General features: G+C 72.6%; 13 protein-coding genes. 7 read left to right on the top strand and 6 right to left on the bottom strand.

What is annotated here, in order from left to right:
• Positions 1-40 precede the first annotated feature (40 nt).
• On the top strand, positions 41-997 hold the full coding sequence (locus V6U90_RS01975; protein WP_334430783.1) for an FAD-dependent oxidoreductase: 957 nt from the start codon (positions 41-43) through the stop codon (positions 995-997).
• Between the two features lie 106 nt (positions 998-1,103).
• Positions 1,104-1,676, top strand: a complete 573-nt coding sequence (locus V6U90_RS01980) for a snapalysin family zinc-dependent metalloprotease (RefSeq protein WP_334430784.1) — start codon at positions 1,104-1,106, stop codon at positions 1,674-1,676.
• A 77-nt stretch (positions 1,677-1,753) separates the two neighbouring features.
• On the opposite strand, the gene V6U90_RS01985 is transcribed toward V6U90_RS01980, so the two are convergent.
• Positions 1,754-3,136: a serine hydrolase domain-containing protein gene (locus V6U90_RS01985; protein WP_334430785.1), complete on the bottom strand. Its 1,383-nt coding sequence runs from the start codon at positions 3,134-3,136 to the stop codon at positions 1,754-1,756.
• A 76-nt stretch (positions 3,137-3,212) separates the two neighbouring features.
• Positions 3,213-3,563, bottom strand: coding sequence for a histidine triad nucleotide-binding protein (locus V6U90_RS01990; RefSeq protein WP_334430786.1), 351 nt, complete (start codon positions 3,561-3,563; stop codon positions 3,213-3,215).
• A 66-nt stretch (positions 3,564-3,629) separates the two neighbouring features.
• Between V6U90_RS01990 and V6U90_RS01995 the strand changes: the two genes are divergently transcribed.
• Entirely contained in the window at positions 3,630-4,391 is a 762-nt protein-coding gene (locus V6U90_RS01995) for an SDR family NAD(P)-dependent oxidoreductase (RefSeq protein ID WP_334430787.1), read from the top strand.
• Positions 4,392-4,407: 16 nt separating this feature from the next.
• On the opposite strand, the gene V6U90_RS02000 is transcribed toward V6U90_RS01995, so the two are convergent.
• From V6U90_RS02000 to hrcA, 3 genes are all read right to left on the bottom strand, one after another.
• On the bottom strand, positions 4,408-5,142 hold the full coding sequence (locus tag V6U90_RS02000) for a 16S rRNA (uracil(1498)-N(3))-methyltransferase (protein ID WP_334430788.1): 735 nt from the start codon (positions 5,140-5,142) through the stop codon (positions 4,408-4,410).
• A 158-nt stretch (positions 5,143-5,300) separates the two neighbouring features.
• A complete protein-coding gene (dnaJ, locus tag V6U90_RS02005) occupies positions 5,301-6,440 on the bottom strand; it encodes a molecular chaperone DnaJ (RefSeq protein ID WP_334430870.1) in 1,140 nt (379 codons plus the stop codon).
• 124 nt (positions 6,441-6,564) lie between these two features.
• The gene (hrcA, locus tag V6U90_RS02010) at positions 6,565-7,587 is read right to left on the bottom strand and encodes a heat-inducible transcriptional repressor HrcA (RefSeq protein WP_334430789.1); all 1,023 of its coding nucleotides are present in this window, start codon (positions 7,585-7,587) and stop codon (positions 6,565-6,567) included.
• A gap of 232 nt (positions 7,588-7,819) precedes the next feature.
• On the opposite strand from hrcA, the gene V6U90_RS02015 reads away from it, so the two are divergent.
• On the top strand, positions 7,820-8,524 hold the full coding sequence (locus tag V6U90_RS02015; RefSeq protein ID WP_334430790.1) for a DUF4870 domain-containing protein: 705 nt from the start codon (positions 7,820-7,822) through the stop codon (positions 8,522-8,524).
• Between the two features lie 66 nt (positions 8,525-8,590).
• On the opposite strand, the gene hemW is transcribed toward V6U90_RS02015, so the two are convergent.
• Positions 8,591-9,814, bottom strand: coding sequence for a radical SAM family heme chaperone HemW (hemW, locus tag V6U90_RS02020; RefSeq protein ID WP_334430791.1), 1,224 nt, complete (start codon positions 9,812-9,814; stop codon positions 8,591-8,593).
• 19 nt (positions 9,815-9,833) lie between these two features.
• Here hemW and V6U90_RS02025 point away from each other — a divergent pair, with 19 nt between their 5' ends.
• From V6U90_RS02025 to V6U90_RS02035, 3 genes are all read left to right on the top strand, one after another.
• The gene (locus tag V6U90_RS02025; protein ID WP_334430792.1) at positions 9,834-10,652 is read left to right on the top strand and encodes an enoyl-CoA hydratase family protein; all 819 of its coding nucleotides are present in this window, start codon (positions 9,834-9,836) and stop codon (positions 10,650-10,652) included.
• Between the two features lie 82 nt (positions 10,653-10,734).
• Positions 10,735-11,589, top strand: a complete 855-nt coding sequence (locus V6U90_RS02030) for a hypothetical protein (RefSeq protein WP_334430793.1) — start codon at positions 10,735-10,737, stop codon at positions 11,587-11,589.
• 215 nt (positions 11,590-11,804) lie between these two features.
• Positions 11,805-12,716 (top strand): phytanoyl-CoA dioxygenase family protein, encoded by a 912-nt coding sequence (locus V6U90_RS02035; RefSeq protein ID WP_334430794.1) that lies wholly within the window; start codon positions 11,805-11,807, stop codon positions 12,714-12,716.
• Positions 12,717-12,980: the final 264 nt, after the last annotated feature.

The following is a 12,980-nucleotide window of genomic DNA, read 5'->3' on the forward strand; positions in this document are numbered from 1 at the left end:
CGCTTCGCTGGACCGGCACGAGACGAGCGGAGGTACGCAGATGTATGACGTGGTGGTGGTCGGGGCGGGCGTGGTCGGCCTGACCAGTGCGGTGCGGCTGCAACAGGCCGGCGCGCGGGTGGCGGTGGTGACCGCCGACGAGCCGGAGCGGACGGTGTCCCGGGTCGCGGCGGCGGTCTGGTACCCCACCCACACCGCCGGTGACCCCCGGGTGCTCGGCTGGGCCGACCGGACGTACGCCGAACTGGCCCGGCAGGCCACCGACGGGGTGCCGGGCGTGGTGTTGCGGCCGACCCGGGCGCTGCTGCGCAGCCTGCCGGACAGCAGACCGTGGTGGGCGTCGGCGGTGCCGGATTTCACCCAGCGCGCCGGATCCGCGCCGTACGCGGCCGAGCAGCGGTACACCGCACCCTCGGTGGAGATGCCGCGGTACCTGCCCTGGCTGGTGAAGCAGCTCACCGCCGCCGGTGGGATGCTCGAACGGCGCCGGCTGGACCGGCTGGCCGAGGTGTCCGACCTGGCGCCGGTGGTGGTCAACGCGACCGGGCTGGCCGCCCGTACGCTCGCCGACGATCCCGCCGTACACCCGGCACGCGGGCAGATCGTGCTGGTCAGCAACCCGGGTCTGTTCACCTCGGTACGCGATGAGGAGGACCCGGCCGGGCTGACCTACGTGCACCCGCGCAGCCGGGACGTGGTGCTCGGTGGCACGTTCGAGGAAGGGGCCACCGGGCTGGCCCCGGACGAGGCGACCGGCGCGGCGATCCTGCGGCGGTGCACCGCGCTGGTGCCGGAACTGGCCGGGGCCCGGCAGCTCGGGCAGCTCGTCGGGCTGCGTCCGGCGCGGCACGGCGGGGCCCGGGTCGAGGTGGATCCGGTCGGGTTGCCCGGCGGGACACGCCTGGTGCACAACTACGGGCACGGGGGCGCCGGGGTGACCCTCGGCTGGGGCTGCGCCGACGAGGTGGTCGATCTGCTGTTCGGTCGGGCCGGTTGATCACGTTCCGACATATCAGATCAACCACCAGAAATACATCTGCCATTGATGTATGCGAATACATAGACTCTTGCCATCCGCCGTCCCCCGGATTGGAGAGTCAGCCATGTCCGCACGTAGGCTCCACCGCCTGCTGGCCACGCTGGTAGCCGGTGCCGTCGCTGTGATCGGTGCACCGTTCGTCAGCGCCTCCCCGGCGCTCGCCGCCCGCACCATCTGCTACGACACCAGCCAGGCGGGTTCCTTCGCCAGCACCGCGCACAGCGCGGCCTCCATCTGGAACAACTACACCGACAACATCACCATGTCGAACTGCGGTACGCACCTGCGGATCTACCAGATCTGGGGCGGCGGCTCGTACGCCGTGCGCACCAGCCTGGGCTACGGCCGGGTCTACATCGACACCTACCAGGCCCAGCAGTACAGCCCGCTGCGGATCATGACCCACGAGATCGGACACATCCTCGGGCTGCCGGACAACTACAACGGCCAGTGCTCGCTGCTGATGTCCGGCGGCAGCGCCGGCACGAGCTGCACCAACCCGTACCCGGCAGCGTCCGAGGCCGACCGGGTCGACCAGTTGTTCGCCGGCACCGCCCGGACGACCGACGCCAACACCAGCACGGTCTTCCAGGGCAGCTGGCCCGCCCCGGCCCCGGCTGCGGTACCGGTCGGCTGACCACCGCACTCCACCCCCACGACCGGGGGCCGGCGACCCGCCGGCCCCGGTCCACGTCAACCCGGGTCCGGATCCGGTCAGGCCGGGTCGGGGCGGCGGAAGTCGTACCCCTCGAAGGTCTGCTGCTCGCGGGTGAACCGGTAGGTGGCCCAGTGCATCCGGACCACGGTCCCCCGCTCGTCCCGGGTGAGCCGGAGCAGCTCGCCGACCTCCCGGCCGGAGACCGTACGCAGCACGTCCGGCCGGTCCGACAGCGGCGCGAAGACCGCCGGCGGCTTGCCGGCCGGGTCCTGGGCACCCCGGGCCCGCAGCGCCCCGTCCCGCCAGCAGAAGACGTACTCGAAACCCTCGCCCCACCAGCGGCCCAGCAGACCCCGGTACGGCTCCGGAGCGGGCTCTCCCGGCGTCCAGGGCACGACGTCGGCCGGATCGTGCTCGGCGGCCTCGGCGAGCAACCGGTGCGACAGGTCGAAGACCTCGGCAGCCGTACCGGACGAGCCGAGTACCGCGCACCCCATCGCCGCCGGCGTGCCGGACCCGCCGCGCCGGCCGTACACGCTGGCCAGGAAACCGGGCATCGCCCCGTCGTGCCCGACGTGCACCACCCGCTCCCCCTGCGGAACGAGGATCAGTCCGAGCCCGGAACCGGCGCCCCAGACCGTCTCGTCGGTGACCGTCAGCGGCCAGCGCATCTCGTCCAGGGTGGTCGGGGCGAGCACCCGGCCCTCGGGATCGAGGGCGGCGGGGTCGGCCAGGAACGCCGCCCACCGGGCCATGTCCGGTGCGCTGCTCCACAGCTGCGCGGCCGGCGCCACCGCGCCGAAGTCGGTGGGTGCCTCGGCCCGGACCTGGTCGGAGTACGCGTCCACCAGGAAACCGGTCGCGGCCGTCGGGCCCGGGTGCCCGGTGGTGGCGGACAGGCCGAGCGGTACCAGCACCTTCTCGGTCAGCACCTCGGCCCAGGTACCGCCGCGCAGCCGGCCGACCAGGTGACCGAGCAGAGCCAGGCCCAGATTCGAGTAGTGGAACCGGCGGGCCGGGGGCAGTACCCGCTCCACCCGCCGCAGGTCGGCGACCAGCTCGTCGGTGTCCGGCGCGCGCAGGGTGTCCCAGACGTCGCCGTGCGGCTCGCGTTGCAGGCCGGCGGTGTGCGACAGCAGCCGCCGGACGGTCAGCTCACCGTGCGCCGGCAGGTCCAGGTGCCGCCCCACCGGGTCGTCCAGGTCGAGCAGTCCGTCGTCGCGGCACTGGAGCACCAGTACCGCGGTGAACGTCTTGGTGACCGAACCGATCCGGAACGGCGTGTCGACGGTCAGTGACTGGTCGTTGCCGGTGGTGCCGACCACCTGGCTGAAGAGTGGACGGTCGGCGCGGTGCAGCGCCACGGAGAGGGCGGGGATGCGCCCCTCGGCCTGTACCTGCCGGGTCAGGCGGTCCAGCCGCCGGTTCACCTCGATCATGGGCTAACTGTAGGGATGTTAGGAAGGGCCCCTTCCGCTACCGAAAGCGATAAGAAGGGGCCCTTCCTAACCTGCGTCAGGTGGCGAGCATCGGGCCGAGCGGCGCGCCGCCGAGCAGGTGGACGTGCGCGTGGAAGACCTCCTGGCCGGCGTACCGGCCGGTGTTGAAGATCATCCGGAACCCGTCGGCGCCCAGCCCCTCGGCCTCGGCCACCACTGCGGCGGTAGCCAGCACCTCACCGGCCAGGCCCGGGTCGGCCCCGGCCAGCGCCGTCACGTCCGCGTAGTGCTCCTTCGGGATCACCAGGACGTGTACCGGCGCCTTCGGGCCGATGTCCCGGAACGCCAGGGTCCGGTCGGTCTCCCGGACGATGGTGGCCGGGATCTCCCCGGCAACGATGCGACAGAACAGGCAGTCAGTCTCCACCCCGGAATGCTAAGCGGCCCGCCTTCCCCCGGCCGGAACCGACCACCGGCAGGGCATGATGGCGACGTGACGGGACGAGCGGTACTGGTGACGGGCGCCTCACGTGGGATCGGGCGGGCGGTGGTGGCGGCGTTCGCCGCGAGCGGGGACCGGGTGGCCATCCACCACCGCGACTCCGCGCCCCTGGCCGAGCAGCTCCGCGACTCGCTGCCGGGCGAGGGCCACCTCGTGGTACGCGCCGACCTGACCGACCCGGACGCGGTACGCGCCATGGTCGACGGGGCGGCCGACCGGCTCGGTGGACTGGACGTGCTGGTCAACAACGCCGGGGTGTACGGATCGGCGAACCGGCCGCACCCGGTCTTCGACATCCCGTACGAGCAGTGGCAGCAGCAGTGGCGGCACGTCGTGGACACCAACCTGATCGGCGCGGCGAACGCCTGCTGGTGCGCCGCCCAGCACATGCGCCAGCGGGGCGGGCGGATCGTGAACGTCTCCTCCCGGGGCGCGTTCCGGGGCGAGCCGGACCAGCCGGCGTACGGGGCCAGCAAGGCGGGGCTGAACGCGATGGGTCAGTCGCTCGCGGTGGCGCTGGCGCCGTACGGCATCGCGGTGGCCACGGTCGCCCCCGGTTTCGTGGAGACCGACATGACCAACGAACACCTCAAGTCGCCACGGGGCGCGGAGATCCGCGCGCAGAGCCCGTTCAACCGGGTGGCCCGGCCGGCGGAGATCGCCGCTGCGGTGCACTGGCTGGCCTCGCCGGAGGCGGAGTGGGCGTCCGGCACCATCGTCGACCTCAACGGCGCCTCGTACCTGCGTAGCTGAACGGCTGCCTGACAGGTCACCAGCGGCCAAGGCGGGCGGAGAGCACGGCCAGCGCGGCCACCCCGGCGGTGGAGGTACGCAGCACCGACGGACCGAGGCGGACCGGCCGCCCACCGGCCACCCCGAAGGTGGTCAGCTCGTCCGGGGTGATGCCCCCCTCCGGGCCGACGACCAGCACGATCTCCCCGGTCTCCGGCAGGTCGACGGTGGCCAGCCGGTCGGTGGCCTCCTCGTGCAGGACGAAGGTGGCGGCGGCCCCGGCGATCCGGCGGGCCACCGCCGACGTGGACTCGTCCGGCGACCCGGCCACCACCGGCAGCCACGGCCGGCGGGCCTGCTTCGCCGCCTCCCGGGCGGTGGCCACCCACTTCTCCCGGGCGCGGGCACCCCGCTCACCCCGCCACTGCACCACGGAACGGGCCGCCGACCAGGGGACCAGCTCGTCCACCCCGACCTCGGTCATCGCCTGCACGGCCAATTCGCCCCGGTCGCCCTTGGCGAACCCCTGGACCACCACCAGTCGCGGTACGGGCGCGTCGGCGTACCCCCGGGAGGTGACGGTCAACTCCAGGCTGCCCCGGCCGACGGCGGTGACCACGGCGGTCGCCGTGCCACCCCGGCCGTCGGCGAGCAGCAGCTCCTCGCCGACCCGGAGCCGCTGCACGGTGGCGGCGTGGTGGCCCTCCGGCCCGTCGAGGGTCAGGGTGTCGGCGGTCGGCAGCGGGTCGACCAGGAACAGCGGTGCGGACATCAGGTCAGGCTAACCGGCGCCCCACGGGCCGCCCCGGGGACCGGGCAGCGGACCGCCCCGAGGCCGGGACAAGCTGCGGACCACCGGGGACCGGGCAGCGGACCACCGGGGCCGGGGCGCCCCGGCCCCGGACGGAAGCCGGGGCCGGGGCGGCCGGTTCAGCCGTGACCGTTGAACGCGTCCCGCATCCGGGAGAAGAAGCCGCCCTGCTTGGTCAGCTCGGCGACCTCCTCGCCCCGGGTCTTGGCGAACTCGCGCAGCATCCGCTCCTGCTCGGCGTCGAGCTTGGTCGGGGTACGCACGTCCAGGTGGACGTAGAGGTCCCCGCGCCCGGTGCCGCGCAGGTGCGGCACCCCCCGGGCCCGCAGCCGCAGGGTGGATCCGGGCTGGGTACCCGGCTTGACGTCGACCGGCTCCTCGCTGTCCAACGTCTTGATGGTCAGCCGGGTACCGAGCGCGGCGGCAGTCATCGGGACGGTGACCCGGCAGTGCAGGTCGTCACCCTTGCGGGAGTAGACGTCGTGCGGCCGCTCGTGGATCTCGACGTACAGGTCACCGGCGGTGCCACCGCCCGGGCCGACCTCACCCTGCTGGGCGAGCCGGATCCGCATCCCGTCCTCCACGCCGGCCGGGATCTTGACGGTCAGCGAACGGCGGGTCCGGACCCGGCCGTCCCCGGCGCAGGTCGGGCAGGGGTGCGGGATCGTGGTGCCGTACCCCTGGCAGACGGTGCAGGGGCGGGCGGAGACAACCTGGCCGAGGAAGGTGCGCTGCACCGACTGCACCTCGCCCCGACCACCGCACGCCTCGCAGGTGGCCAGGTGGGTGCCGGCAGCGGTACCGGCGCCGGTGCAGGTGGTGCAGAGCACCGCGGTGTCGACGGTGATCGGCGCCTCCACCCCGAAGGCGGTCTCGTGCAGGTCCAGTTCGAGGCGGAGGATCGCGTCCGCGCCGGGCCGGGTACGTGGACGCGGCCCACGCGAACCGGCCGCCCCGCCGAAGAAGGCGTCCATGATGTCCTGGAACCCGACGAACGGGCCGGCGCCACCCGGCCCGCCCGGACCGGCACCGCCGCCACCCGGCGCAAGCGGGTCACCACCCAGGTCGACCATCTGCCGCTTCTGGTCGTCCGAGAGAACCTCGTACGCGGCGTTGATGTCCTTGAACTTCTCCTGGGCCTCCGGGTCCGGATTGACGTCCGGGTGGTACTGGCGCGCCAGCTTGCGGTAGGCGCGCTTGATCTCGTCATCGGAGGCGTCCCGGCTGACGCCGAGGATGCCGTAGTAGTCCCTGGCCACTGCGTTCCGTGTCCCCATGTCTGTCTCGCGTTACGCCCCGCGGTCGTCGGGTGCGGCTCTGGTCAGTACTGCGCCTGGTCGGGTGGTGCGCCTGGTCAGTGGTGTGTCCATCCTGCGCGCCCGGTCAGTTCTGCGCCAGCAGCTCGCCTACGTAGCGTGCCACGGCGCGTACGGTGGCGATCGTCCCGGGGTAGTCCATCCGGGTGGGCCCGAGGACACCCAGACCGCCGACGATGGTGCGCCCCGGCCCGTAGCCGGTACTCACCACCGAGGTGCCCCGGAGGTTGTCGATCTCGTTCTCGTCGCCGATGCGGACCCGGGTCGTGCTCGGCTCCACCTCCCCGATCAGCTTGAGCAGGACGACCTCCTCCTCCAGCGCCTCCAGGATCGGACGGAGCGATCCCTGGAAGTCGAGCAGGCCACCCCGGGCCAGGTTGGCGGTGCCGGCGAGGGCGATCCGCTCCTCGTGCCGTTCGACCAGGGTCTCCAGCAGCACGGTGGCGAGGGTGGTCATCGCCGGCCGAAGCTGCGGGTTGACCTCCTCGACCAGGGCCTGCACCAACGGCGGGGTGTCGGCGAGCTTGGTGCCGCCGAGCTTCTCGTTGACCATGCGCCGCAGGTCGATCACGTCGTCGGCCGGGATCGGCGCGGGCAACTCGACCAGCCGCTGCTCGACCCGGCCGGTGTCGGCGATCATGACCAGCATCAGCCGGGTGGTGGAGATCGGGACCAGTTCCAGGTGCCGCACCGAGGAGCGGGCGAGGCTGGGGTACTGCACCACCGCGACCTGCCGGGTGAGCTGCGCCAGCAGCCGGACCGTGCGGTGTACGACGTCGTCCAGGTCGACCGCGCCGACCAGGAAGCGCTCGATGGCCCGGCGCTCCGCCGGGGTGAGTGGTTTGACCCGGGAGAGCCGGTCCACGAAGAGACGGTAGCCACGGTCGGTGGGCACCCGGCCGGCGCTGGTGTGCGGCTGCCGGATGTAGCCCTCCTCCTCCAGCACGGCCATGTCGTTGCGGACCGTCGCCGGGGAGACCCCGAGCTGGTGCCGCTCGACCAGGGCCTTGCTGCCGACCGGCTCCTGGGTGGCAACGTAGTCCTCGACGATGGCGCGCAGGACGTCGAGTTTGCGGTCGTCGAGACCCATCCGCTCCACCTCCCCGCCCTGCGATGCGACCCGCCGGGACGCTCTGGCACTCGACTGTAGCGAGTGCCAGTCTACGTCGGCGTGGCCGGAACGCGCGATCATCGAATCCGTCAGACCCACGTCACCGGCTGTCGGCGTGACGTGCGGTCATGCCCCGTCCGCTGCCCGATCACCCGGGCGTACTGTCCGGTACGCGCTGGCGTGGGTGGACCCGGGAACCTACCGTGACCCCATGACTGAACCACCTCGCCCTCCCTCCTGGGGCGATCCCGGCTCGACGCCCCCGGAGCCCCCGTACGGCGGGTCCGGGTACGAACCTCCGACCGCCCCGCTCCACGGGCACGAGCCGCCGACCGCTCCGGTCTCCGGCGGTGACCCGTCCCCCGGCGGGTACCCCCCACCCACCTCCGGGGCGGGTGGCTATCCCCCACCCGGCGGGTACCCACCCCCCGCCCCCGGCGCGGAGAGCTACCCGCCCCAGGGTGGCCAACCGCCGCAGGGCGGCTACGGCGCACCCGGTGGCTACGGCACACCGGGTGCCGGCTACCCGCCAGCCGGTGGCTACCCCGGTGGCCCGGCGCCCGCCGGGTTCGCCAACAACGACGAGAAGACCTGGGCGCTGGTCGCGCACTTCGGTGGCGCCGCCGGCATGTTCCTCGGTGCCGGGACGGCCGGCTGGATCGCCCCGCTGGTGGCCCTGCTCGCCAAGGGCAGCCAGTCGCCGACCGTACGTGCCCACGCGGTGGCCGCGCTGAACTTCCAGCTCGTCTGGTCGATCGTCGCGGTGATCGGCTGGGTGCTGGCCTGCATCCTGATCGGTTTCCTGTTCGCCATCGGCGCGATGGTGCTCGGCATCATCTTCGGCGTCGTCGCCGGGCTGAAGGCCAACGAGGGGCAGTTCTACCGCTATCCGATGTCGGCCAACCTGGTCAAGTAGACCGGTCCGCGCCGGCCGGCCCGGTCGTTCGTGACAGGCCGGACCGGCCGGCGCCACCGGGTCGGCTCAGGGCAGCAGGTCGCGGACGACCGCGTCGGCGAGCAGCCGCCCGCGCAGGGTGAGCACCGCCCGGCCGGCGGCGTACTCCGCCGCGTCCAGCAGGCCGGCCGCCAGGGCGTCCGCCGCACCGGCCCGCCCCGCCCCGTCGAGCGTGTCCAACGGCAGCCCGGAGGCCAGCCGCAGCCGCAGCATCACGTCCTCCATGTGCGCCTCGGCCGGCGAGAGCAGCTCCCGGGCCTGCCCCGGGGACTCCCCCACGGACAGCCGCTTCGCGTACGCCGACGGGTGCTTCACGTTCCACCAGCGCACCCCGCCGACGTGGCTGTGCGCCCCCGGGCCGAGGCCCCACCAGTCGCCGCCGGTCCAGTAGAGCAGGTTGTGCCGGCACCGCCCGGCCGCCGTGCGGGCCCAGTTGGAGACCTCGTACCAGGCGAAACCGGCCGCACCGAGGGCGGCCTCCGCAGCCAGGTAGCGGTCGGCGGCCACGTCGTCACTCGGGTACGGCAGCTCGCCACGCCGCATCCGGGCGGCCAACCGGGTGCCGTCCTCCACGATCAGGGCGTACGCGCTGACGTGGTCGACACCGGCGGCGACGACCTCGGCGAGCGAGCCGGCGAAGTCCTCCGTGCTCTCCCCCGGCGTGCCGTAGATCAGGTCCAGGTTGACGTGCGCGAAGCCGGCTTCCCGGGCCTCCCGGGCGGCCTCGGTGGCCCGGCCGGCGCGGTGCTGCCGGTCGAGGATCGCGAGTACACCCGGCGCGGCCGACTGCATACCGAGCGAGATGCGGGTGTAGCCGGCGGCCCGCAGCGCCCGCAGCGAGGCGGGGGTGACCGACTCCGGGTTGGCCTCGGTGGTCACCTCGGCGTCGGCGGCCAGCCCCCAGGTGCGGTCGATGCCGTCCAGGATCCGGCCCAGGTCGTCCGGGCTGAGCAGGGTGGGGGTACCGCCGCCGACGAAGACCGTGTCGACCCGGGGCGGCGGATTGTCCCCGAGTACCCGCCGGGCGAGCGCCAACTCGGCCAGGACGGTGTCGACGTACTCCTCCCGGCTGGCCCCACCGCCGAGTTCCGCCGAGGTGTAGGTGTTGAAGTCGCAGTAGCCGCACCGGCTGGCACAGAACGGCACGTGCACGTACACCCCGAAACCCCGCTGCCCGACCGAGGTCAGCGCGGTCGGGGGCAGCGCACCGTCGGTAGGTACGGGTTCACCATCTGGAAGCACGCCGGGCATGGCCACTAGTGTGCCCGGCATGACCTCTCCGGACGCGCTCGTACGGGTCGCCACCGCCAACGGGGTGACCACGCTCACCCTCGACAGCCCGCACAACCGCAACGCCCTCTCCACGCCGCTGATGACCCAGCTGCTCGACGCGCTGGCCACGGCGGTCGCCGACGACGCGGTGCGGGTCGTCGTGCTGGACCACACCGGCCCGGTGTTCTGCTCCGGCGCCGATCTCAAGGAGACCGCTGCGGCGTACGCCAGCGGGACCGTGCCGGCCGGGATGCTGGCCGACGTGCTGGCCGCCATCTGGGAGTGCCCGAAGCCGGTGGTCGCCCGGGTCGCCGGGCCGGCCCGGGCCGGCGGGCTGGGCCTGATCGCCGCGGCCGACCTGGCGATCTGCGCCGAGGAGGCGACGTTCGCCTTCACCGAGGTACGGATCGGGGTCATCCCGGCGGTCATCTCGGCCACCGTGCTGCCCCGGCTGCATCCGCGCGCGGCGGCCGAGTTCTACCTGACCGGGGAGACCTTCGACGGTTCGCAGGCCGCTGACATCGGGCTGGCGACCCGGGCCGTGCCGGAGGAGGAACTGGACGAGGTGGTGGCCGGGTACTGCGCCGCACTGGTCCGGGGTGCCCCCGGCGCGCTGGCGGGTACCAAGGAGTTGCTGCGCCGGCCCGCCTCGACCGATCTGCGGGCCGAACTGGCCGACCTCTCCGCCATCTCCACCCGCTACTTTCTCTCCGAGGAGGGCCGGGAGGGGGTACTGGCGTTCCGGGAGAAGCGACCGGCCCGCTGGGTGCCGACGGCGGACCGACCGGCCGGCGCCGGAGTATCGACGGCGGACTGACGCCCCGGCGCGCCGGGGCCACTTCTTCCTCGGGCCCGTTCTGGCGGTGGGGACGTACGCTGGTCGAACTGTCGAACAGGGGGTGCGGGTGCGGACTCGGGCAATCGTGGCGGCGGGGGTCGTGGTCGTCGTTCTCGTCGGGCTCGGTGTGTTTGTCCTCGCCCGGCAGTTCGGTCACCGGTTGCCGCTGCCGCTGGCCAGCCGCACCTGCACGGTCGAGGCGGACGGCCGGGTCGACCTGAACCCGGAGCAGATGGCGAACGCGGCGACCATCGCCGCGATCGGGGTCAAGCGCGGGATGCCGGAGCGGGCCGTGGTGGTGGCCCTGGCCACCGCGTTCCAGGAGTCCGGTCTGGAGAACCTCTCCGGCGGGGACCGGGACTCCATCGGGCTGTTCCAGCAGCGGCCCAGCCAGGGTTGGGGCACGCCGGAGCAGATCCAGGACCCGAGGTACGCCACCAACAGGTTCTACGCGGCGCTGAAGAAGGTGCGCGGCTGGGAGGACATGCGGGTCACCGACGCCGCGCAGAAGGTGCAGCGGTCGGCGTTCCCCGAGGCGTACCAGAAGTGGGCGGACGAGTCCGAGGTGCTGGCCCGGGCGCTGCTCGGGGACGCCACCGGGGCGGTCGCCTGCACGGTGACCAGGACACCGGCGATGCGGGGGGACACGGCGGCGGCGGCACTGACCCGGGGGCTGACCCTGGACTGGGGCCTGAAGGCCACCGCGATTAACCTGGCCGGGCTGAGCGTGCCGGTGAGCGACAACCGGGCCGGTTGGCGGTACGCGCACTGGCTGGTGTCGCACGCGGACGACCACGGGGTGAAGCGGGTCCGCTTCGGCGACTTGGAGTGGACGGCAGCGGACGGTGACTGGACGCGGGTCTCCGGATCCGGTTCGGTGGCCTCGGTGGTCGCCGAGGTCTTCGCCGACACCTGAGGTAAGGGCTGGATCTCCCTACCAGCAGTCACTGAACAATTCGGCAAACCAGGACAATCTGCACGGACGGCGGCGCCCATCTCACCAAGGGTGATCAATTCGTTCCCTGGCGTCTGATCCGACGCGCCACACGCTCGGCGCGGCCGAGCCGGCTGCCGAGCGTCACGTTACGATCGGCAGCCTGTGCCCGAGAGGCTTACACGTCATGGGGAGGGATGGACGCGGTGTTCGATTACGGCGGCCGGACCGGTTACGAACCGATCAGCGACACTGACCGCAAGGAGTTTCACGAGCAGGGCTTCCTGCTGCTCCGCAACGTCCTGACCGAGGACCACCGGGCGGCCCTGGAAGCCGCCGTGGACCGGGTGTACGCGGAGGAGCAGGCGGCCGGCCGGACCACCAAGGACGGCACCCTGCACCTGCTGGGCTTCCTGGAGCGCGATGAGCTCTTCGGTGACCTGCTCACCCACCCCATCGCCTTCCCGTACATGTGGGGGCTGGCCGGGTGGAACATCTACACCCACCACAACCACCTGGACGTCACCCCGCCGGCCGCCGAGCCGGAGAAGCCGTACTGGGGCTGGCACCAGGACGGGTACCGGCAGAACTCCGACCCGGAGACGATGGACCCGAACCTGCCCCGGCCGATGTTCTCGCTGAAGGTGGCGTACGTCCTCTCCGACCTGTCGGAGAACGGCCGGGGTGCCACCAAGGTCATCCCGGGCAGCCACCTGTGGAACTCGCTGCCCCGCCCGGCGGACACCACGGTGCACAACCCCGACCCCGAGGGCACCGTCGAGATCACCGCCAACCCGGGTGACGCGTTCATCTTCGACCGCCGGCAGTGGCACAGCCGCTCGACGAACCTGTCGACCATCACCCGCAAGATGCTCTTCATCGGCTACACCTACCGGTGGATCCGCCCGCTGGACGAGCTGCACATCGACTCCGACGGCGAGTGGTGGGCCAACCGCACCCCCGTCCAGCGCCAGCTCTGCGGTGAGGGTACCCACACCGCCAACTACTGGGGCATCAACTGGAACGGGTACGTCGACGACGAGATCCCGCTGCGCAAGGAACTCAAGACGCGCGGCCTGCTGGACCGCAACATCCCCTGGCTCCGCTGAGCAGGTAAGGAAGGGCCCCTTCTTAACGCTTTCGGTAGAGGAAGGGGCCCTTCTTAACACCCGCCGTCCGGTCGACGTGATGCGCCGGCCGGTCGGCGTCGTGCTGCCGGGACCATCGGCGCCACGGGCGGCGTACCCGATGACTGGCGGACGCTGCCCGGCGACCCGCCGAAGTCCTGTTTGAAGGCCTGTTTGAAGGCCGGGAGAACCCGGGTCGCGGCAACAGCCGGTGCCGGACTGACCGGCCCATCGGACTGACCGGCC

Source organism: Micromonospora sp. CPCC 206060 (assembly GCF_036906895.1).
GTDB lineage: Bacteria > Actinomycetota > Actinomycetes > Mycobacteriales > Micromonosporaceae > Micromonospora.